Below are 19,000 nucleotides of genomic sequence, written 5' to 3' on the forward strand. Positions count from 1 at the left end.
CCCCGCTCCTAGGCTCGCCGCATGGAGGAGCCGACGCCGCCCGAAGCCGCCGCGGCCGGCCCGGGCGACTCGGCCGGCGCCGCACGGCTGCGGGTCGTCGTCGCGCTCGGCGGGAACGCGATGACCGGGCCCGACGGCAGTGCCACGCCGCACGCCCAGCGTTCGGCCATCGCGGCAGCGATGGAGCACGTGGCCGACCTCGTGGCCCGCGGAGTCGAGGTCGTCATCACCCACGGCAACGGGCCGCAGGTCGGCAACCTCCTCGTCAAGAACGCGCTCGCGGCCCACGTCGTGCCGCCGGTCCCCCTCGACTGGTGCGGGGCGCAGACGCAGGGCACCATCGGCTTCACGGTCCTCGACACGCTCGAGGCCTCGCTCGCCGTCCGCGGCGTCGACCGGCCGGTCGCGGCGCTTGTCACCCGCACCCGCGTCGACGCCGGCGACCCGGGCTTCGCGCGCCCGACCAAGCCGGTCGGGCGCTACCTGCCACGTGAGCAGGCCCGGACGCTCATCGACCACGGCGAGACGTGGGAGGACCGTGGCGAGCGCGGCTGGCGGCGCGTCGTCGCCTCCCCCGAACCGCTCGAGGTGCTCGAGACCCCAGCGGTGGCCACGCTCCTCGACGCCGGCTACGTCGTCGTCGCGGCCGGTGGAGGCGGCATCCCCGTCGTGCGCGGCGGTGACGGCCGCGTCCGCGGCGTCGAGGCGGTCATCGACAAGGACCTCACGGCGGCGCTGCTCGCCCACGCCCTCGACGCGCAGGTCCTCGTCATCGCCACCGACGTCGACCACGCCGTCGCCGGCTGGGGCACGCGCGACGCCCGCCCCATCGGACGCGTCACGCCCGCGGAGCTCACCGCGTACGCCGAGGCCGGGCACTTCGCGTCCGGCTCGATGGGGCCGAAGGTCGAGGCCGCGCTGCGCTTCGTCCGCAGCGGCGGCCGCCGCTGCGTCATCACCGACCTCGCACGGATCACCGACGCCGTCGAGGGCCGGTTCGGAACCGTCGTCGAGAACCATTGAGAAGAAAGGTGATTCCCCGTGCCTGAAGCCATCGAGGTGCGCAAGGTGCCGATCCACTCCGTCGCGGACGCGTCCGAGCTCGCCGCGCTCATCGACGACGGCGTCATGGAGGCGAGCCGAGTCGTCGCCATCATCGGCAAGACCGAGGGCAACGGCGGCGTGAACGACTACACGCGCATCATCGCCGACCGGGCCTTCCGCGAGGTGCTCGTCGCCAAGGGCGCCCCGGCCGACCGGGTCAGGCAGGTCCCGATCGTGTGGTCCGGGGGCACCGACGGCGTCATCAGCCCGCACGCGACGATCTTCGCGACCGTCCCGGCCGAGCGGGCCGAGGCCTCCGACGACCTGCGGCTCACCGTCGGGTTCGCCATGAGCGAGCCGATCAAGCCGGAGGAGATCGGCTACGTCGCCATGGTGTCGAAGGTCGCCGACGCCGTGAAGGTCGCCATGGAGCGTGCCGGCATCACCGACCCCGCCGACGTCCACTACGTGCAGACGAAGACCCCGCTGCTCACCATCCACACGATCCGCGACGCCAAGGAGCGCGGCCACGGGGTCTGGACCGAGCACACCCACGAGTCGATGGACCTGTCCAACGGCACGACGGCCCTCGGCATCGCCGTGGCCCTCGGCGAGATCGAGATGCCGACCGACGCCGACGTCATGCACGACCGGTCGCTGTTCTCGTCCGTGGCCTCGTGCAGCTCGGGCGTCGAGCTGGACCAGGCACAGGTCGTCGTCGTCGGCAACGCGCGCGGTGTCGGTGGCCGGTACCGCATCGGGCACTCCGTCATGCAGGACGCCCTCGACGCCGACGGCATCTGGGCGGCGATCAAGGATGCCGGCCTCGACCTGCCCGAGCGCCCGCACTGGACCGACCTGCAGGGTCGCCTCGTCAACGTCTTCCTCAAGTGCGAGGTGAGCCAGGACGGCCAGGTGCACGGGCGCCGCAACGCGATGCTCGACGACTCCGACGTGCACTGGCACCGTCAGATCAAGTCGGCGGTCGGCGGCGTGACGGCGTCGGTCACCGGCGACCCCGCCGTGTTCGTGTCGGTGTCCGCCGCCCACCAGGGACCCGACGGCGGTGGCCCGGTCGCGGCGATCGTCGACCTCGGCGAGGACCCGCCCACCGGCTACCGCTGGACCCGCTGACCATCCGACGACGCAACACACCGAGCAGTCGCCAACCCGCGCGGGGTACTCCCGCGGCCGTTGGCGACTGCTCGGTGTGTTGCGGGTCGAAGGTCAGTGGGCGAAGTGGCGGGTGCCGGTGAAGTACATCGTCACGCCGGCGGCCTCGGCCGCCGCGACGACCTCCTCGTCGCGGATCGACCCGCCCGGCGCGACGACCGCGCGGACCCCGGCATCGAGCAGGATCTGCAGCCCGTCGGCGAAGGGGAAGAACGCGTCCGACGCCGCGACGGAGCCGCGCGCCCGCTCCTCGCCGGCGCGGCGCACCGCGAGGTAGCAGGAGTCGACGCGGTTGACCTGGCCCATCCCGACGCCGACCGCGGCGCCGTCCTTGGCGAGCAGGATCGCGTTCGACTTGACCGAGCGCACCGCCCGCCACGCGAACTGCAGGTCGGCCAGCGTCGCGGCATCGGCGGCCTCGCCCGACACGAGGCGCCAGTTCGCCGCGTCGTCGCCCCCGGTCACGGCGTCGTCGTCACCGCGCACGACCGCGTCGACCCTGTCGACGGTCTGCACGAGGAGGCCGCCGCTGATGGGCCGGGTCTCGATGGGGTCGGCGAAGCGCGCGAGGTCCGCCGGGAGGCGCAGGACCCGCAGGTTCTTCTTCGCCGTCAGGATCTCGAGCGCCTCGGGCTCGTAGTCCGGCGCGATGATGACCTCGGTGAAGACCGGCTTGGCGGCCGTGGCCATCGCCGCGGTCACGGTGCGGTTGGCCGCGATGATGCCGCCGTACGCACTGACCGGGTCCGTGGCGTGGGCCCGCTCGTAGGCCTGCTCGATGGTGGCGCCCACGGCGATGCCGCACGGGTTGGCGTGCTTGATGATCGCCACGGTCGGCTGGTCGCCCTGGTCGTGGGCGGCCCGCACTGCCGCGTCGGTGTCGACGTAGTTGTTGTACGACATCTCCTTGCCGTGCAGCTGCTCGGCCGACGCGACGCCGGGGCGCCAGTGGGTGTAGAGCGCCGCGCGCTGGTGCGGGTTCTCGCCGTAGCGCAGGGCGGCGTGGCGGTCGAAGGTCGCGCCGGTCCAGGCCGGGAAGCCGGTGCCGTCGGAGGTGTCGGCGTAGGCGTTGCCCATCCAGTTGGCGACCGCGTTGTCGTAGGAGGCCGTGTGCACGAACGCCTCGGCCGCGAGGCGCTTGCGCTGCTCGAGCGTGAAGCCACCGGCGTCGAGCGACTCCTGCACCGCGCCGTACAGGGCCGGGCTCGTGACGATGGCGACGCTCGGGTGGTTCTTGGCCGCGGCGCGCACCATCGAGGGGCCGCCGATGTCGATCTGCTCGATGCACTCGTCCGGCGTCGCGCCGGAGGCGACCGTCTCGCGGAACGGGTAGAGGTTGACGACGACCAGCTCGAACGCCTCGACGCCGAGGTCGGCCAGCTGCTCGAGGTGCTCGGGCTTGCGCGTGTCGGCGAGGATGCCGGCATGGACCTTCGGGTGCAGCGTCTTGACGCGGCCCTCGAGGCACTCCGGGAAGCCGGTCAGCTCCTCGACGGGCGTGACGGCGATGCCGAGCCCGGCGATGGTCCTGGCGGTCGAGCCGGTCGAGACGATGGACACCCCGGCCGCGTCGAGCGCTCGGGCGAGGTCCTCGAGACCGGTCTTGTCGTAGACGGAGATGAGAGCGCGCGAGATGGGGCGGCGGCCGTCGGACATCGATGCTCCTGGCGGTGGGTGGCGGTGTCGGTCAGCGGGAGCACCCAGGCGGGCGATGCTCCGACGGTCACTCCCTGGTGGTTCCCCACCTGCGCCAGTCGTGTACGGCCAGCGTAGCGGCCCCTGCGGCGCCGATGAAAATTCGGCGACCCGTGCGACTCGTGCGACCGGTGCGACCCGTGCGACCCGTGCGACCCGTGCGCCAGCTTGGACGCCGGAGGGTCACCGCCTCAGCCGATGCGGACCCGGCGCCCCTGCACCGTGAACCCGTTCCGTGCCATCCGCCCGACGACGTCGACGAGCATCGCGCGCTCCTGCACCTTGATCCGCTCGTGCAGCGTCTCCTCCGTGTCGCCGTCCTCGACCCCGACGACGCGCTGCTCGATGATCGGCCCGGTGTCGACGCCGGCGTCGACGACGTGGCACGTCGTGCCCGTCACCTTGACCCCGTAGGCCAGCGCGTCGCGGACGCCGTGGCCGCCGGGGAAGCTCGGCAGCAACGCCGGGTGCGTGTTGACGACGGTGACCGCGGCGAGGACATCGGGCCCCAGGATCCGCATGAACCCGGCGCTGACGGCGAACGCCGGGGACGCCTCGGCGATCCGGGCGGCGAGCGCGGCGTCCCAGGCCGCCCGGTCCGGGTGGTCACCCGGACGGACGAGAGCCGTCGGGACGCCTGCCCGCTCGGCCCGTTCGAGCCCGGCGCACGGCCGGTCGGCGAGGACCAGGGCCACCCGGACGCCGAGGGCAGGGTCGCGCGAGGCGTCGAGGAGCGCCTGAAGCAGCGTCCCGGAACCCGAGACGAGGACGACGACGTCGACCGGCCCGGTCGCGCGACCCTGTGGTGCGGGCGACCCGTCGGCGACGGGCTGGCTGGCGGAGGCCTCGGTCGTCACGGCCCGGAGTCTAGCGACGGCACACCCGTCCGCTCCCGACGCCCGGCGCCGGCAGACCGACCGGCGGAGCGCGACGACCGACCGGGCCCGTGCTGCTCCGGCCCCGGGCATGCGTGAGGATGGGACGCATGAGCCAGTCGCCCCGGGACCCGCAGCGCGAGGCCGAGATCGCCTACGCCCGCGAGAAGGCGCGCTACTCGCTGCCCGTCCCGCTCTTCGCGCTCGTCGGGATCGCCGGGATGTACCTGCCGCTGCCGCAGCGGTTCGTCGCCCTGCTGCCGCTCGTCATCGCGATGGTCCTGGCCGTGCGGCTGCTGCGCTTCCTGACGCCGCGGCCGGGTCGCGAGAAGGTCTGGGCCGCCGTCTCGCTCGCCGTGCTGACCCTGCCGGTCATCTCGCTGCTGCTGCAGGCCCTGATGTACGGACCGGTGAGCCGCTACGAGGAGTGCGTCGCCGGCGCCCAGACGTCGGTGGCGCGCGGACAGTGCGAGCAGCTCCGGGACGTGAGCCCGCTCGGGTTCATCTCCGGCTGACCCGCCCGGTGTCGGCCGGGTCGGTGTCCGTGTGAGTGCTCGTGCCGGTGTCCGCGTTCGTGGCGGTTCCGCCGCCAGCATCGGGACCCGCCGCCTCCGACTGACCTGCCTTCGACCGACCGGACGCGTCGGACGCGTCGGACGCGTCGGAGGCACCCGGGGCGCCCGAGGCATCCGAGCGCCGCTCGCGCACGAGCAGCCCGGCGAGCCACAGCAGGGCCCCGGCGAGGACCTCCGCAGCGAGGAAGCCGGCGAACGGCGCGAGCGGGACCCCCACGCGGGAGAGCCGGTCCACACCCACCGAGCCGTTGGCGAGCGCCGTCAGGGCCACGACGACGGCGACCGGAAGCAGGGACGCCACGACGGTCGCCGAAAGCCGGGCGCGGACGTTGCCGAAGAACTCGAGCTCCCGGTCGACGCGTCGGGCCTGGACCGCACCGACGGCCACGGGCACGAGGAGGACGAGGTACGTCGCCGCCGGGTAGTCGGCCGCGCGGGGCAGGGCGCCCAGGACCGGCACGAGCGGCAGGAGCCCCGGCTGCGCGGCGCCGGGCGTGACGCTCGAGCCGAGCGCGAGCTGGAAGCCCGGCCCGGCGAGGAAGCCCAGTGCCCACGTCGCCGCGTTGCCGAGCAGCGCGACCTGCGCCAGGCCCAGGACGACCGCGGCTCCCGCGTTGGCGCCGTACTCGGCCTGGACCGCCATCACCTCGCTCCAGGCCACGACGAGCCGCAGCACGACGAGCGCCGCGCCGACGGCGAGCAGCGTGCCGACACCGCGCCACCCGGAGCGCCACACCATCGGCAGCCACGTCGGGCCGCGTCGGAACCAGGCCTTGACGAACGCCGGCGCAGCCTCGTCGTCGGGACGCAGGAGCACGAACCCGAGGGCCGCGAGCGGCACAAGCAGCGAGCCGAGGACCGCCGCCGCGCCCGGAGTCGCGGGACCGCCGAGGGTGAACAGAGCGAAGACCGCCGAGCCGGCGCCGTAGCCGACGACGAACCCGGGTACGACACCCCAGCGTGCGACCTGGCTCCAGGCGTCGGTCCCGACGCGCAGCCGCTGGGTGCCGGCGAGGCGCCGCGCGAACCGGAAGGCGACGTGGACGAAGACGAGCAGGAGCAGCAGCGGCGTCACCGACAGGGTCACGCCCCCGGTCGTGCCGACCGACTGGCCCTGGCCGAGGAACCAGACGGCGCTGCCCACCGACACCGCCGAGAACCACCCGACGGAGCTTCTCCGGCGCCGCGACCCAGCCGACGAGGGCCGGCAGGCCGACGACCGACCAGGTGCCCACGGCGGCGAGCAGGCCGGCGCGCAGGGCCGCCGGGACGGCGGACGACGGGGTGGCGGTCGAGGCGGGCACGGAACTCACTCCTGACGGGCCGGCGTGCGGTCGCGTCCATCGTCGACGCTCGTCCCCGCCCGGGCGAGCCCCCACGCCGGACACTGCTGAACTCGGCCCAGCACGGATGAACTCGCACGGGCCGCACCCGGGCCCCGCTCGGGCCGGACGCCGACGGGCGGCCACCCTGTGGGTGACCGCCCGCACGACGTTGCCGGTTGCCGGCTGGGCCGTCAGCCGGCGAGCTCCTGCATGATCTCGCGCATCAGCTGCGCGGTCTCGCTCGGCGTCTTGCCGACCTTGACGCCGGCGGCCTCGAGGGCCTCCTTCTTGGCCTGCGCGGTTCCGGACGAGCCGGACACGATGGCGCCCGCGTGGCCCATCGTCTTGCCTTCGGGTGCGGTGAAGCCGGCGACGTAGCCGACGACGGGCTTGGTCACGTGCTCCTTGATGTAGGCGGCCGCGCGCTCCTCGGCGTCGCCACCGATCTCGCCGATCATGACGATCGCATCGGTGTCGGGGTCGTTCTGGAAGGCCTCGAGGCAGTCGATGTGTGTCGTGCCGATGATCGGGTCGCCACCGATGCCGACGGCCGAGCTGAAGCCGAAGTCACGCAGCTCGTACATCATCTGGTACGTCAGCGTGCCCGACTTGCTGACCAGGCCGATGCGGCCGCCGCCCGAGATGTCGGCGGGGATGATGCCGGCGTTGCTGATGCCCGGCGTGATGAGGCCCGGGCAGTTCGGGCCGACGATGCGCGTCGTGCCCTTGGCCTTGGCGTAGTTGTAGAACTCGGCGGTGTCCTTGACGGCGACGCCCTCGGTGATGACGACGACGAGGGGCACCTCCGCGTCGACGGCCTCGACGGCGGCGGCCTTGGTGAAGGCGGCCGGGACGAAGATGACGCTGACGTTGGCGCCGGTCTGGGCGACGGCGTCGGCGACCGAGCCGAAGACGCTGACGCCGCCCTCGAAGTCGACGGTGGTGCCGGCCTTGCGCGGGTTGACGCCGCCGACGATGTTCGTGCCGGACTTGAGCATGCGCTGCGTGTGCTTCATGCCCTCGGAGCCGGTCATGCCCTGGACGATGACCTTCGAGTCAGCGTTGAGGAAGATGGCCATGGTTCGCGTTCTCTCTTCTGTCGACTCGGGTCTTACTTGGCGGCGAGCTCGGCGGCGCGGCGCGCGGCGCCGTCCATCGTCGGCTCGATCGTCACCAGCGGGTGGTTGCGCTCCTGGAGGATGCGACGGCCCTCCTCGACGTTGTTGCCGTCGAGGCGCACGACGAGCGGCCGGTTCTCCTCGTCGCCGAGCGCGTCGAGCGCGCCGACGATGCCGTTGGCGACGGCGTCGCAGGCGGTGATGCCGCCGAAGACGTTGACGAACACGCTCTTGACCTGCGGGTCGGACAGGATGATGTGCAGGCCGTTGGCCATGACCTCGGCGCTGGCACCGCCGCCGATGTCGAGGAAGTTCGCCGGCTTCTGGCCGCCGAACTCCTCGCCGGCGTAGGCGACGACGTCGAGGGTGCTCATGACGAGGCCCGCACCGTTGCCGATGATGCCGACGGAGCCGTCGAGCTTGACGTAGTTGAGGTCCTTCTCCTTGGCCGCGGCCTCGAGCGGGTCGGTGGCCGACTTGTCCTCGAGCGCCGCGTGGTCCGGGTGGCGGAAGTCGGCGTTGGTGTCGAGGGACACCTTGCCGTCGAGGGCGATGATGGCGCCGTCCTCGGTCTTGACGAGCGGGTTGACCTCGACGAGCGTCGCGTCCTCGTCGCGGTAGACCTCCCACAGCTTCTGGACGACGCCGGCGATCGTGGCCTTGTCGGCCTCGTCGAAGCCGGCCGCGTCGACGATCTCCTGCGCCTTGGCCGCGTCGATGCCGACATTGGGGTCGACCTCGATCCGGGCCAGCGCCTCCGGGCGCTCGACGGCGAGCTGCTCGATCTCCATGCCGCCCTCCTTGGAGCACATGGCGAGGTAGCTGCGGTTGGCGCGGTCGAGCAGGATCGAGAAGTAGTACTCCTCGGCGATGCGGGCCCCGGCGGCCACCATGACCTTGTGGACGGTGTGGCCCTTGATGTCCATGCCGAGGATCTGCTCCGCGTGCGCCCTGGCCTCGTCCGCGCTCTTGGCGACCTTGACGCCGCCGGCCTTGCCGCGGCCACCGGTCTTGACCTGCGCCTTGACGACGGTGACGCCGCCCGACGCCTCGCCGATCTGCTCGGCGGCCGCGCGCGCCTCCTCCGGCGTCGTCGCGGTGGCGCCTGCGAGCACGGGTACTCCGTGCGCTTCGAACATGTCGCGGGCTTGGTACTCGAAGAGATCCACGGGTGGGGTCCGTCCTCGTCGTCGATGGGGTGCTCGCCTGCGCCGAGGAGGCGTCTGCCGGGCCACCCACGCATGCACGCGGTCGGTCCTCGCGCCAGGGCGCAACCGAAAGAAGGCTGACCCCCGGACTCTAGTGCCCCTGACCAGTGCCGACGTCATCGGGTGCGGCCGACCGGACATAGATCACATCGCTCGGTGCCAGACCCGGTCGCCGGGCGGGCCGCACCCCGCCCCCACTCCTGCCCACCACCCCTGGCCCACTTCGCACGTTTCGCGCGCTTCTGTCTGGAGCGCGCGATACGTGGGTGGCGTGGCGCGCGGGAAACATCACGCGCGTAGACAGGAGGTCGCGCGCTCCGACCGTCCGTGGCGGCCTCAGGCCACCTGCGTCGCGAGGCGGAGTGCTGCCTCGATGCGCTGACGCACCACGTCGGCCGACCGAAGGTCCTGCCAGACCAGACGCACCACGACCCAACCGGCTCTGCGCAGCGCGTCCTCTCGGCGCTTCTCGTCGAAGAGCGTCGTGACGTCGCCCTCGCGGTACTTCACCCGGCCGTCGAACTCGACCAGGACCCGCGTGCCCACGATGCGGAGGTCGGCCCGGTAGACCCTGCCCTCCGTCGCGACCGCGAACTGGGGCTCCGTGACGTAGCCGAGCCTCCGTAGGACGTGGGCGGTGACGGTCTCGGCCGGTGACTCGTGCCGCCCGTCCGCGAACGGCAGGACGGCGCGGACCACCCCCACGCCGTGACGTTCACGGAAGTCGCACAAAGCACTGCCGAGCCCCGCCGCGGTGACGAGCCCGCGTGAGAGCGCCGCGTCGGCGGCCACCAGGGCGGTCAGCGGCGACCCCACGATCCCCGCTCCCACGATCGCGTGCTCGATCGGCACGAGGTCCGGTCCGTCACCGTGCCGCACCGCCCGTGCCGCCTCGACGCCTGGCATCGACCGATGCAGCCTGAGGTCGGTGCGCCGCCCCGACTGGCCCGAGGTGACTTGGCGCCCAGTGCTTTCCAGCCGCGTGAGGTGGACGACGTCGAGCCCCACCCCATGGATGGGAAGGCCGGAGAGCAGGACCGCAGTGTGGTGGCTCGGAAGCGCCCGGTCGGTGTACTGGGTGGCGAGGGCGAAGGCAGTCAGCCGATGCCGTTCGACGTCGTCGCGGGGCCGGCCGAGTGAGTACCACCCGTGGGTGAGTCGGGTGCAGGCCCCCTGGGCGAGGAGCCGGGTCAGCTGTTGGCCGTCGATGCCGGCCCGGAGCGCGTCGGCCGCCTTGAAGACGCCGCGATGGGCGATGTCGAGCAGGTCCATGCCCTCACGGTGCCGTGCTGCCTTCACCAGAGCTGCGGCCCGGTGTGAGCCTGTGGACGACGCCGGGGGCCGTCACCCGGGTGTGGATCGACACGAGCGCGCGATCCAGGGTTCCGGCGCGCCAGATTTTGCGCGCTGAAACCAGGTTTCGCGCGCTTCGTTCAGCAGCGCGCGAAACATCGGGCGGAGGGGGAGGCGGGGCGGGGCGGGCGGGGTCCCGGCGGGGCGGTCGGGTGGCTGTCCGCCGGCGGGAGGCGGAGGTGGACGCGTCAGGCGGGGTGGACGTTGGCGTGCACCCAGTCGACGATCTCGTGCGTCGTCGCGCCTGGCGTGAACACCTTGGCGACGCCGAGCCGCTCGAGCTCGGGGATGTCGTCGTCCGGGATGATCCCGCCGCCGAAGACGACGATGTCGCTCGCGTCGCGCTCGCGCAGCAGCTCGACGACCCGGGCGAAGAGCGTCAGGTGGGCACCGGAGAGCACCGACAGGCCGACGACGTCGGCGTCCTCCTGGATGGCCGCCTCGACGATCTGCTCGGGCGTCTGGTGCAGCCCGGTGTAGATGACCTCCATGCCGGCGTCGCGCAGGGCCCGGGCGACCACCTTGGCGCCGCGGTCGTGCCCGTCGAGGCCGGGCTTGGCCACGACCACTCGGATGACGTCGGAGGTCACGGCGCCGGGGGTCTCGCTCATGGGCCGCACTCTAACCAGACCCGCCGAGGCCGCAGCACGAAAGTGAGCCATCGCCCATTACCCGGGGTAACGTCACCGTCGTGGGCGCCTCTGCACGCGTGACGACGACGTCGCGGCTCGAGTCCGCCCCGGCCCGACGGACAGGTGGCGCCTCGAGCGCCCTTTCCGCGGCCGGGGACGTCGCCGCTGCCCTCCTGACGCCGACCGGTCTGGCCGGGGCGGCGCTCGAGGCCACCTGGATCGGCCTGCACCTGGCGCTGTGGCCGCTCGGGCACCTCGGCCCCCGGGCGTCGGACCGTCGCGACGGCTACCGCGTCGGGCACCTGCCACCGAGCCAGCGGGGACTCATCGTGAGCGACGTCGAGGCGGCCGGCACCCCGATCCTGCTCGTGCACGGCATGGTCGACAACCGCTCGATCTTCACCGTCCTGCGCCGGGGGCTGGCGCGCCGCGGCTTCGGGCGGATCGATGCCATCAACTACTCCATGTTCACCGGTGACGTCCGCGCCGCCGCCGCCGACCTCGGCGCCGAGGTCGAGCGGATCGTCGAGGAGACCGGGTACGAGCGCATCCACGTCATCGGCCACTCGATGGGCGGGCTCATCGCCCGCTACTACGTGACGCGTCTGGGCGGGGACGCGCACGTGCACACGCTCGTCACGCTCGGGACCCCGCACCGAGGCAGCTACCTGGCCTACGTGTGGGACAACGGCCTGACCCGTCAGCTGCGCCCCGGCAGCCGGCTCCTCGCCGAGCTGGCGCGCCCGGTCCCGGAGTGCCAGACCCGGTTCATCGCCTACTGGTCCGACCTCGACCAGGTGGTCGTGCCCCAGCGCAACGCGGCCCTGCACCACCCCGACCTCAACGTGCACAACATCGCCCTGCACGGTGTCGGCCACATGAGCATCCCGATCACGAGCAGCGTCGTGCACGGCATCTCCACGGCGCTGGCGCACCTCGACGCGACGGGCGCGACGCTGACGCCCGGCGTCAGCCCCCTGCGCACCCGGCGGGTCCCGGCCGCCGACGACGCGGTGCGGGCGCCGAACCCGCGCGGTGCGAAACCGCCACGGGCGCCGCGGATGCCCTAGGGTCGGGCCAGTCGCGTACCCTCCACCGCGACGTCGGGCTGCTCCGCGCTTCAGACCGTTTTGTACATCACGAAATGGTCACGTTACGCTGAGCGCCCGCAACCGGATCCCGATAGGTCAGCTCTTCGTGCCCACCATCAGCAGTTACGTCGGCCGGCACCGGCCACCCTCGACGTCGTCCCGGGGTCGACAGCTCGTCGTGCCCGTCGCGATCCTGTCCTCCACCGTCGCCGGGGGCCTGGTCATCCGGCAGGCCGGCGCCCAGGAGCTGAGCCCAGAGGCCGCCGCGATGAAGAACGTGTCGAACTCCGTGGCCGGACTCGGTCTCGCGGCCGACCCGGACGCCGTGGCCGCGGCCGCCGCGGGACGCGCGGGCGCGCGCTCCTCGCGCGACATGGCGCGCGACGCGAGCGCCCTCATCGCCAGCGCGACGACGTCCGCCGAACAGGCCGCGGCCGACGCCCAGGACGCCGCCGACCAGGCCGCCGCCGCGGAGCGCGCCCGAACGCAGGCCAGGGCCGCCGCCGCACGCAAGGCGGCGATGGCCGCCAAGGCCCGGGCCGTCGCCCGCGCCCACCGCTGGGTGGTCCCCGTCGCGGGCTACACGCTGACCTCCGGCTTCGGCTGGCGCTGGGGCAAGATGCACCCGGCCCAGGACCTCGCGGTCCCCACCGGCACCCCGGTCCACGCCCTCTCGAGCGGCACCGTCGTCTTCTCGGGCTGGTCCACCGAGGGCTACGGCTACATGGTCAAGATCCGCTACTGGGACGGCAGCGTGTCCTGGATGGCCCACAACAGCCGCCTCGTCGTCGCCGTCGGCGACGAGGTCGAGCCGGGCCAGCTCGTCTCCTACAGCGGCTCGACGGGCAACTCCACCGGCCCCCACGTGCACCTGGAGATCCACCCGGGCGACGGCGCGGCCGTGGCCCCGCGCACCTGGCTCGCCGACCACGGCGTCTACCTGTGACACCCCGGGGTCCTCTGCAGACCCCCGAGGAACCCCGAGCAACCCCGAGCAACCCCGGCAGAGCTCGGGAGACGCCGAGCCACACCTGAGCCGCTGATCCAGCCCACCGAGCCCGGGCCGGGCACCACGGCGACGCGCGACGAGGCCCACCCGGGCGGGGCAGGCCTCGTCGCTGATCCGGCGGATTCGCCCTTCGAGCCCGGCGTTCCTCAGAGCTTGACGAGCGGCGCGTAGCGCAGCAGCAGACGCTTGGTGCCCGTGTCGGTGCCGAAGTCGACGTGGGCCATGGACTTGTCGCCCTCGCCCTCGACCCGCACGACGGTGCCGAGACCGAACGCGTCGTGGCTGACGCGGTCGCCGGCGTTGAGCGAGATGACCGGTCGCTTGCCGGGGCTGCGGACTCCGGGCCGGGCCGCGAGCGTCGCGACCGCGGGGCGGTCCGCGCCACGGGCGCCGCTGAACGAGGGCCCGAGCCGCTGCCAGTCGAGCAGGTCACCGGGGATCTCGTCGAGGAAGCGCGACGGCGGGTTGTACTGCGGCGCCCCCCACGCCGACCGCACGGCGGCCCGCGTCAGGTAGAGCCGCTCGCGCGCCCGGGTGATGCCGACGTAGGCGAGCCGGCGCTCCTCCTCGAGCTCCTTCGGGTCGCCGAGGGCCCGCAGGTGCGGGAAGGTGCCGTCCTCCATCCCGGTGAGGAAGACCACGGGGAACTCCAGGCCCTTGGCCGTGTGCAACGTCATGAGGGTGACGACGCCCTGGGCCTGCGCCTCCGGCTCGTCGGGGATCTCGTCGGCGTCGGCGACGAGCGAGACCTGCTCGAGGAACTCCTCCAGCGCGCCCGCGGGCGCGACGTCCTCGGGCTCGGCGTCGGGCTGCCCCGGCGTCGACGCAGGTGCCCCCGTGGCGTCCGCCTCGGCCGAGTCGCGGGCCCGGCGCTCGTCGTACTCCTGGGCGACGGCGACGAGCTCGGCGAGGTTCTCGACGCGGGTCTCGTCCTGAGGGTCGTGGCTCGCGCGCAGCTCGGCCAGGTACCCGCTCTGGTCGAGGACCGCCTCGAGGAGCGTGGCGATGCCGCCGCCGCTCTCGTAGACGAGGCGCAGCTGCTCGAGCATCTCGGTGAAGCCCTTGATCGCCGCGACCGAACGGGTGGCGATGCCCGGAGCGTCCTCGGCGCGACCGAGGGCCGCGACGAACGGGACGCGCTCGCGCTCGGCGAGGGCCGCGACGCACGCCTCCGCGCGGTCGCCGATGCCGCGCTTGGGCACGTTGAGGATGCGGCGCAGGTTGACCGTGTCGGTCGGGTTGGACACGACGCGCAGGTAGGCGAGGGCGTCCTTGATCTCGCGCCGCTCGTAGAACCGGGTGCCGCCGACGACCTTGTACGGCAGGCCGGTTCGCACGAGGACCTCCTCGATGGCCCGGCTCTGCGCGTTGGTCCGGTAGAACACGGCGACGTCGCCCGGGCGAACCCCCGCGTCGGCGAGGTCGTCGATCTGCTTGGCGACGAAGGCCGCCTCGTCGTGCTCGTTGTCGGCGACGTAGCCGACGATCATCGCGCCGTCGCCGGAGTCGGTCCACAGGTTCTTCGCCCGCCGACCCTCGTTGCGGGCGATGACGGCGTTGGCGGCGCGCAGGATCCTCTGCGTCGAGCGGTAGTTCTGCTCGAGGAGGATGGTGCGCGCGTCCGGGTAGTCCTTCTCGAACTCGAGGATGTTGCGGATCGTCGCGCCGCGGAAGGCGTAGATCGACTGGTCGGAGTCGCCGACGACGCACAGCTCGGCCGGGGGCACGGTCCACGAGCCCTCGGGTCCCTTGACCTCGCCGACGAGCTCGCGGATCAGCTGGTACTGCGCCTGGTTGGTGTCCTGGTACTCGTCGACGAGCACGTGCCGGAACCGGCGCCGGTAGTACTCGGCGACGTCGGGGAAGGCCTGCAGGATGTTGACGGTCATCATGATGATGTCGTCGAAGTCGAGCGCGTTGGCCTGCCGGAGCCGACGCTGGTACTGGGTGTAGGCCTGCGACACCGTGCGGTCGTAGTGGTTGCCCTCGGCCACCTGCGCCGCGTACGACTCCTCGTCGACGAGCTCGTTCTTGAGGTTGCTCACCTGGGCCGAGAAGCTGCGCGGCTGGTAGCGCTTCGGGTCGAGGTCGAGGTCGCGGATCACCAGCCCCATGAGGCGCTGGCTGTCGGCGGCGTCGTAGATCGAGAACGTCGATCGCATGCCGACCTTCGCAGCCTCGCGGCGCAGGATGCGGACGCACGCGGAGTGGAAGGTCATGACCCACATGGCGCGCGCCCGCGGGCCGACGATGGCCTCGACGCGCTCACGCATCTCGGCCGCGGCCTTGTTCGTGAAGGTGATGGCGAGGACCTGACCCGGCTGGACGGCGCGCTCGCCGAGCAGCCACGCGATGCGGTGGGTCAGCACCCGCGTCTTGCCCGAACCGGCACCGGCGACGATGAGCAGCGGCGCACCCTCGTGGACGACGGCCTCACGCTGCTGCGGGTTGAGGCCGTGCAGCAGCGCCTCGGTGTCGACCTGAGCGGGCGCGCCACCGGGGGTGGCGATGCCGGCCCGGGTGGCGGCCTCGGCCCAGGTCGGCACGCCGCGCTCGGTGACCTCGGTGACCTCGGTGACCTCGGTGACCTCGCCGGCGCGCCCGGACCCTGCTGCGGCACCGGCCCCGCCGCGCTCGAATCCGGGCATGGGGAGGTCGTCGAAGAGCGTGCTCATGATGGGGCCAAGCCTACGTCTCCGCGCCCACAGCGCCCGTCGGGCCGGTCCGGCGGCGCGGGCGGCGCTGTCCGGGCGCACGCGCGATGGCGCAGGATGGGCCGCGTGACCGACTTCGCGACGCGCCCCGCCACCCCCGCCGACGTGCCCGACCTCATCCGGCTCGTCCGGGCCCTCGCCGCCTACGAGAAGGAGCCCGATGCCGCGGTGGCGACGCCCGAGCAGTTCACCCGGGCGCTCTTCCCCGCCGACGCCGCACCCGTGGCCTTCGCGCACGTGGCCGAGCAGGACGGCCGGGTCGTCGGCATGGCGCTGTGGTTCACGACGTTCTCGACGTGGACCGGCCAGCCGGGCATCTGGCTGGAGGACCTGTTCGTCGACCCCGCCACGCGCGGCGGCGGCATCGGCACCGCGCTGCTGTCCGGCCTGGCGGCCACGTGCGTCGAGCGGGGCTGGACGCGTCTGGAGTGGGCCGTCCTGGACTGGAACGAACCCTCGATCGCCTTCTACCGCTCCCACGGCGCGCGGCCCCTCGAGGACTGGACGACCTTCCGCGTCGACGGGGACGCGCTCGGACGCCTCGCCTCCGCCGGGGCCGCCGCCCGGTCGTAGGGTGACGGACATGACCACTGCCACGAGCGTCTTCGTCACCGAACCGGGCGACCGCAGCGTCCTCGAGCTGCGCGAGCACGACGTGCCGCAGCCGGGCGCCGGCGAGGTGCAGGTCGAGGTCGCCGCCGCGGGCGTCAACTTCATCGACGTCTACAAGCGGCAGGGCCTCTACCCGGTACCGACGCCGTTCGTCCTCGGGGACGAGGGCGCGGGCACCGTCGTCGCGCTGGGCCCGGGCGTCGACGCCGTGGCCGTGGGCGACCGCGTCGCCTGGTGCCAGTCGGCCGGCAGCGAGTCGACGCTCGTCAACAAGCCCGCCTCCGCGCTCGTGCGGGTCCCCGAGGGCGTCGACCTCGAGGTGGCCGCCGCGGCCATGCTCCAGGGCATCACCGCGCACTACCTCGTCACGAGCACGTACGCCGTCTCCGAGGGCGACGTCGCGCTCGTGCACGCGGCCGCCGGCGGCGTCGGGCAGCTGCTCGTCCAGCTGGTCGTCGCCCGCGGCGGCACGGTCGTCGCCACGGCCGGCACCGACGAGAAGCTCCGGATCGCGCGCGACCTCGGCGCCCAGCACGTCATCAACTACTCCCGGTTCTCTGCGCCCGAGGACCTCGCCGCCGCCGTGCGCGATGCCGCAGGCCGCGGCGTCGACGTCGTGTACGACGGCGTCGGAAAGGCCACCTTCGATGCGTCGCTCGCGTCCCTGCGCCCCCGCGGGATGATGGTCCTCTTCGGCGGCGCGAGCGGCCAGGTGCCGCCGTTCGACATCCAGCGGCTCAACGCCGGCGGGTCGCTGTTCCTCACCCGCCCGATGCTCGGGCACTACGTGGCCACGCGCGAGGAGTACGAGTGGCGGGCCGGCGAGGTGCTCGGCGCCATCGCCGACGGGTCGCTGCGGCTCGAGGTCGGCGGGCGCTACCCCTTCGCGGAGGTCGCCGACGCCTACGAGGCCCTCGAGGGGCGGCGGACCACGGGCAAGCTCGTCCTGGTGCCCGGCCGGTGAGCCGCGTCCTCCTCCGGCACGACCGCATCTGGACCGGTGTCGCGCCCGCGGGGACGACCCCGTGGACCGACGCCCTCCTCGTCGAGGACGGGCGCGTCGTCGCCGCCGGCGCAGACGCCCGCGAGGCGGGGGCGGGCGCCTCGTGCGAGGTCGTCGACCTGCCCGGCGTCGTCGTCATGCCCGGACTGCACGACGCCCACGTGCACACCGAGTGGCTCTCGCGGGACATGGCGTCGGTCGACCTTCGCGACGCCACGTCGCTCGACGAGGCGCTCTCGCGGGTCGCGGCCCACGCGGCCACGCTGCCGCCCGGCGCCGCCCTGCACAGCGGCCGCTGGAACCACAACGTCTGGGACGTCCCCGTCCAGCCGGACCGGCACGCGCTCGACCGCGTCACCGGCGACCGCCTCGCCGCCCTCGCCAGCGTCGACGGCCACACCCTCTGGGCCAACACCGCGACGCTCCGGGCCGCCGGGATCACCCGAGACACCCCCGACCCCGTCGGTGGCGAGATCGACCGCGACGCCGACGGCGAACCCACCGGCATCCTGCGCGAGAAGGCGCAGGAGCTGCTCCTCGCGCTCGACCACGACGAGGGGCCGCTGCGCCCCTGGCTCGAACGGTGCCAGCAGCGGCTGCTGTCGGTCGGGCTGACGAGCATCACCGACATCGACGGCGAGCCCGCCCGCGACGCCTACGCCGCCATGCACGCGGACGGTGCGCTGCGGATCCGCGTCACCAAGTGCACGCGTGACGGCGACCTCGAGGCCGCGATCGAGCAGGGCCGCCGCTCGGGCCAGGGCGACGACGTGTTCCGCGTCGGTCCCGTCAAGTTCTTCAGCGACGGCGCGCTCGGCTCGCACACCGCGCACATGACCGAGCCGTTCCTGGGCCACGAGGGCTGTGGCATGGCCGCCATGCCGTACGACGTGCTCCTCGAGCGGACGCTGCTCGCGGTGCGCTCGGGTCTCGACGTCGCGACCCACGCCATCGGCGACGAGGCGAACCGGCTCGTCCTCGACTGCTTCGAGGCGGTCCGTGCCTCCGGCGTCGCGGGCGCCCGGGCCCTGCTGCGGGTCGAGCACGCCCAGCACGTCCGGCCCGTCGACGTGCCGCGTTTCCGGACCCTCGGCGTCGTGGCCTCGATGCAGCCGAGCCACTGCACGGCCGACCTCGACCTCGCCGACGCCATCATCGGACCGCGCCGGCTCGCGTCGTACGCCTGGCGCACCTTCCTCGACGCCGGGGTGGCCGTCGCCTTCGGGTCCGACGCCCCCGTCGAGGACCCCAACCCGTTCTGGGGCCTGCACGCCGCCGTCACCCGACAGCGGGCCGACGGGCGTCCGCGGGGCGGATGGCGGCCGGAGGAGCGCGTGACCCTCGACGAGGCGGTGCACGCCTTCACCGTCGCGGCGCACGCTGCCGTCGGGCGCACCGACGTCGGGCAGCTCGCGCCCGGGCAGCTCGCGGACCTCGTCTGCCTCGACCGCGACCCGTGGGAGCTCGAGCACTCCGACCCCGCCGCGATCCGCGACACCCGGGTGCTGCAGACCCGCATCGGCGGCGCACTCGTCCACGACGCCTCCTGAGCCCCTTCCCTCCCACGGCACCC

The 19,000-nt window shown here is 73.3% G+C and carries 16 protein-coding genes and 1 riboswitch; of the genes, 8 read left to right on the forward strand and 8 right to left on the reverse strand.

The window, feature by feature from the left end; all coding sequences use genetic code 11:
- The first annotated feature begins 21 nt into the window (after positions 1-21).
- Both AC1VM9_RS00530 and bar read left to right on the forward strand, forming a co-directional pair.
- Complete coding sequence (locus tag AC1VM9_RS00530; protein WP_481342808.1) at positions 22-1,023, forward strand: carbamate kinase; 1,002 nt, start codon at positions 22-24, stop codon at positions 1,021-1,023.
- An 18-nt stretch (positions 1,024-1,041) separates the two neighbouring features.
- Positions 1,042-2,178: a barbiturase gene (bar, locus tag AC1VM9_RS00535; RefSeq protein ID WP_483120556.1), complete on the forward strand. Its 1,137-nt coding sequence runs from the start codon at positions 1,042-1,044 to the stop codon at positions 2,176-2,178.
- Positions 2,179-2,271: 93 nt separating this feature from the next.
- Here bar and purH read toward each other — a convergent pair whose 3' ends face one another.
- Positions 2,272-3,873 carry a bifunctional phosphoribosylaminoimidazolecarboxamide formyltransferase/IMP cyclohydrolase gene (purH, locus tag AC1VM9_RS00540; RefSeq protein ID WP_483120557.1) on the reverse strand — a complete coding sequence of 534 codons (1,602 nt, stop codon included), beginning with the start codon at positions 3,871-3,873 and terminating at the stop codon, positions 2,272-2,274.
- Positions 3,874-3,908: 35 nt separating this feature from the next.
- A riboswitch (ZMP/ZTP riboswitch) is annotated at positions 3,909-3,985 on the reverse strand.
- Positions 3,986-4,103: 118 nt separating this feature from the next.
- A complete protein-coding gene (gene purN / locus AC1VM9_RS00545) occupies positions 4,104-4,769 on the reverse strand; it encodes a phosphoribosylglycinamide formyltransferase (protein ID WP_483120559.1) in 666 nt (221 codons plus the stop codon).
- 128 nt (positions 4,770-4,897) lie between these two features.
- On the opposite strand from purN, the gene AC1VM9_RS00550 reads away from it, so the two are divergent.
- A complete protein-coding gene (locus AC1VM9_RS00550; protein ID WP_481345221.1) occupies positions 4,898-5,302 on the forward strand; it encodes a hypothetical protein in 405 nt (134 codons plus the stop codon).
- Here the strand turns inward: AC1VM9_RS00550 and AC1VM9_RS00555 are convergent.
- From AC1VM9_RS00555 to icmB, 5 genes are all read right to left on the reverse strand, one after another.
- Entirely contained in the window at positions 5,289-6,512 is a 1,224-nt protein-coding gene (locus tag AC1VM9_RS00555; protein ID WP_483120561.1) for a cell division protein PerM, read from the reverse strand. The two genes, AC1VM9_RS00550 and AC1VM9_RS00555, sit on opposite strands and share 14 nt — an antisense overlap.
- Positions 6,513-6,878: 366 nt before the next feature.
- The gene (gene sucD, locus AC1VM9_RS00560; protein WP_483120563.1) at positions 6,879-7,766 is read right to left on the reverse strand and encodes a succinate--CoA ligase subunit alpha; all 888 of its coding nucleotides are present in this window, start codon (positions 7,764-7,766) and stop codon (positions 6,879-6,881) included.
- A 32-nt stretch (positions 7,767-7,798) separates the two neighbouring features.
- A complete protein-coding gene (gene sucC / locus AC1VM9_RS00565; RefSeq protein WP_483120565.1) occupies positions 7,799-8,974 on the reverse strand; it encodes an ADP-forming succinate--CoA ligase subunit beta in 1,176 nt (391 codons plus the stop codon).
- Positions 8,975-9,349: 375 nt separating this feature from the next.
- On the reverse strand, positions 9,350-10,285 hold the full coding sequence (locus AC1VM9_RS00570; protein ID WP_483120567.1) for a type IV toxin-antitoxin system AbiEi family antitoxin domain-containing protein: 936 nt from the start codon (positions 10,283-10,285) through the stop codon (positions 9,350-9,352).
- Positions 10,286-10,554: 269 nt separating this feature from the next.
- Positions 10,555-10,977, reverse strand: a complete 423-nt coding sequence (icmB, locus tag AC1VM9_RS00575) for a coenzyme B12-dependent isobutyryl CoA mutase small subunit (protein WP_481342799.1) — start codon at positions 10,975-10,977, stop codon at positions 10,555-10,557.
- A gap of 80 nt (positions 10,978-11,057) precedes the next feature.
- On the opposite strand from icmB, the gene AC1VM9_RS00580 reads away from it, so the two are divergent.
- Positions 11,058-12,068, forward strand: coding sequence for a lipase family alpha/beta hydrolase (locus AC1VM9_RS00580; RefSeq protein WP_483120569.1), 1,011 nt, complete (start codon positions 11,058-11,060; stop codon positions 12,066-12,068).
- A gap of 127 nt (positions 12,069-12,195) precedes the next feature.
- Positions 12,196-13,035, forward strand: coding sequence for a M23 family metallopeptidase (locus tag AC1VM9_RS00585; RefSeq protein WP_483120571.1), 840 nt, complete (start codon positions 12,196-12,198; stop codon positions 13,033-13,035).
- A 209-nt stretch (positions 13,036-13,244) separates the two neighbouring features.
- Here AC1VM9_RS00585 and pcrA read toward each other — a convergent pair whose 3' ends face one another.
- A complete protein-coding gene (pcrA, locus tag AC1VM9_RS00590) occupies positions 13,245-15,773 on the reverse strand; it encodes a DNA helicase PcrA (protein WP_483120573.1) in 2,529 nt (842 codons plus the stop codon).
- Between the two features lie 105 nt (positions 15,774-15,878).
- Between pcrA and AC1VM9_RS00595 the strand changes: the two genes are divergently transcribed.
- From AC1VM9_RS00595 to AC1VM9_RS00605, 3 genes are read left to right on the forward strand one after another with little or no spacing between them, the layout of a single operon-like run.
- On the forward strand, positions 15,879-16,385 hold the full coding sequence (locus tag AC1VM9_RS00595) for an N-acetyltransferase family protein (protein ID WP_481343907.1): 507 nt from the start codon (positions 15,879-15,881) through the stop codon (positions 16,383-16,385).
- Between the two features lie 10 nt (positions 16,386-16,395).
- A complete protein-coding gene (locus AC1VM9_RS00600) occupies positions 16,396-17,388 on the forward strand; it encodes a quinone oxidoreductase family protein (RefSeq protein ID WP_483120575.1) in 993 nt (330 codons plus the stop codon).
- Positions 17,385-18,977 (forward strand): amidohydrolase, encoded by a 1,593-nt coding sequence (locus AC1VM9_RS00605; RefSeq protein ID WP_483120577.1) that lies wholly within the window; start codon positions 17,385-17,387, stop codon positions 18,975-18,977. The genes AC1VM9_RS00600 and AC1VM9_RS00605 overlap by 4 nt, the downstream gene beginning before the upstream one ends.
- Positions 18,978-19,000 lie beyond the last annotated feature (23 nt).

It is taken from the genome of Monashia sp. HAY1-11D (assembly GCF_056868035.1).

Coding starts and splice junctions, on each gene's coding strand:
- AC1VM9_RS00530 (WP_481342808.1), top strand. CDS start 22: ATGGAGGAGCCGACGCCGCCCGAAGCCGCCGCGGCCGGCCCGGGCGAC.
- purH (WP_483120557.1), bottom strand. CDS start 3,873: ATGTCCGACGGCCGCCGCCCCATCTCGCGCGCTCTCATCTCCGTCTAC.
- AC1VM9_RS00550 (WP_481345221.1), top strand. CDS start 4,898: ATGAGCCAGTCGCCCCGGGACCCGCAGCGCGAGGCCGAGATCGCCTAC.
- sucD (WP_483120563.1), bottom strand. CDS start 7,766: ATGGCCATCTTCCTCAACGCTGACTCGAAGGTCATCGTCCAGGGCATG.
- AC1VM9_RS00570 (WP_483120567.1), bottom strand. CDS start 10,285: ATGGACCTGCTCGACATCGCCCATCGCGGCGTCTTCAAGGCGGCCGAC.
- icmB (WP_481342799.1), bottom strand. CDS start 10,977: ATGAGCGAGACCCCCGGCGCCGTGACCTCCGACGTCATCCGAGTGGTC.
- pcrA (WP_483120573.1), bottom strand. CDS start 15,773: ATGAGCACGCTCTTCGACGACCTCCCCATGCCCGGATTCGAGCGCGGC.
- AC1VM9_RS00600 (WP_483120575.1), top strand. CDS start 16,396: ATGACCACTGCCACGAGCGTCTTCGTCACCGAACCGGGCGACCGCAGC.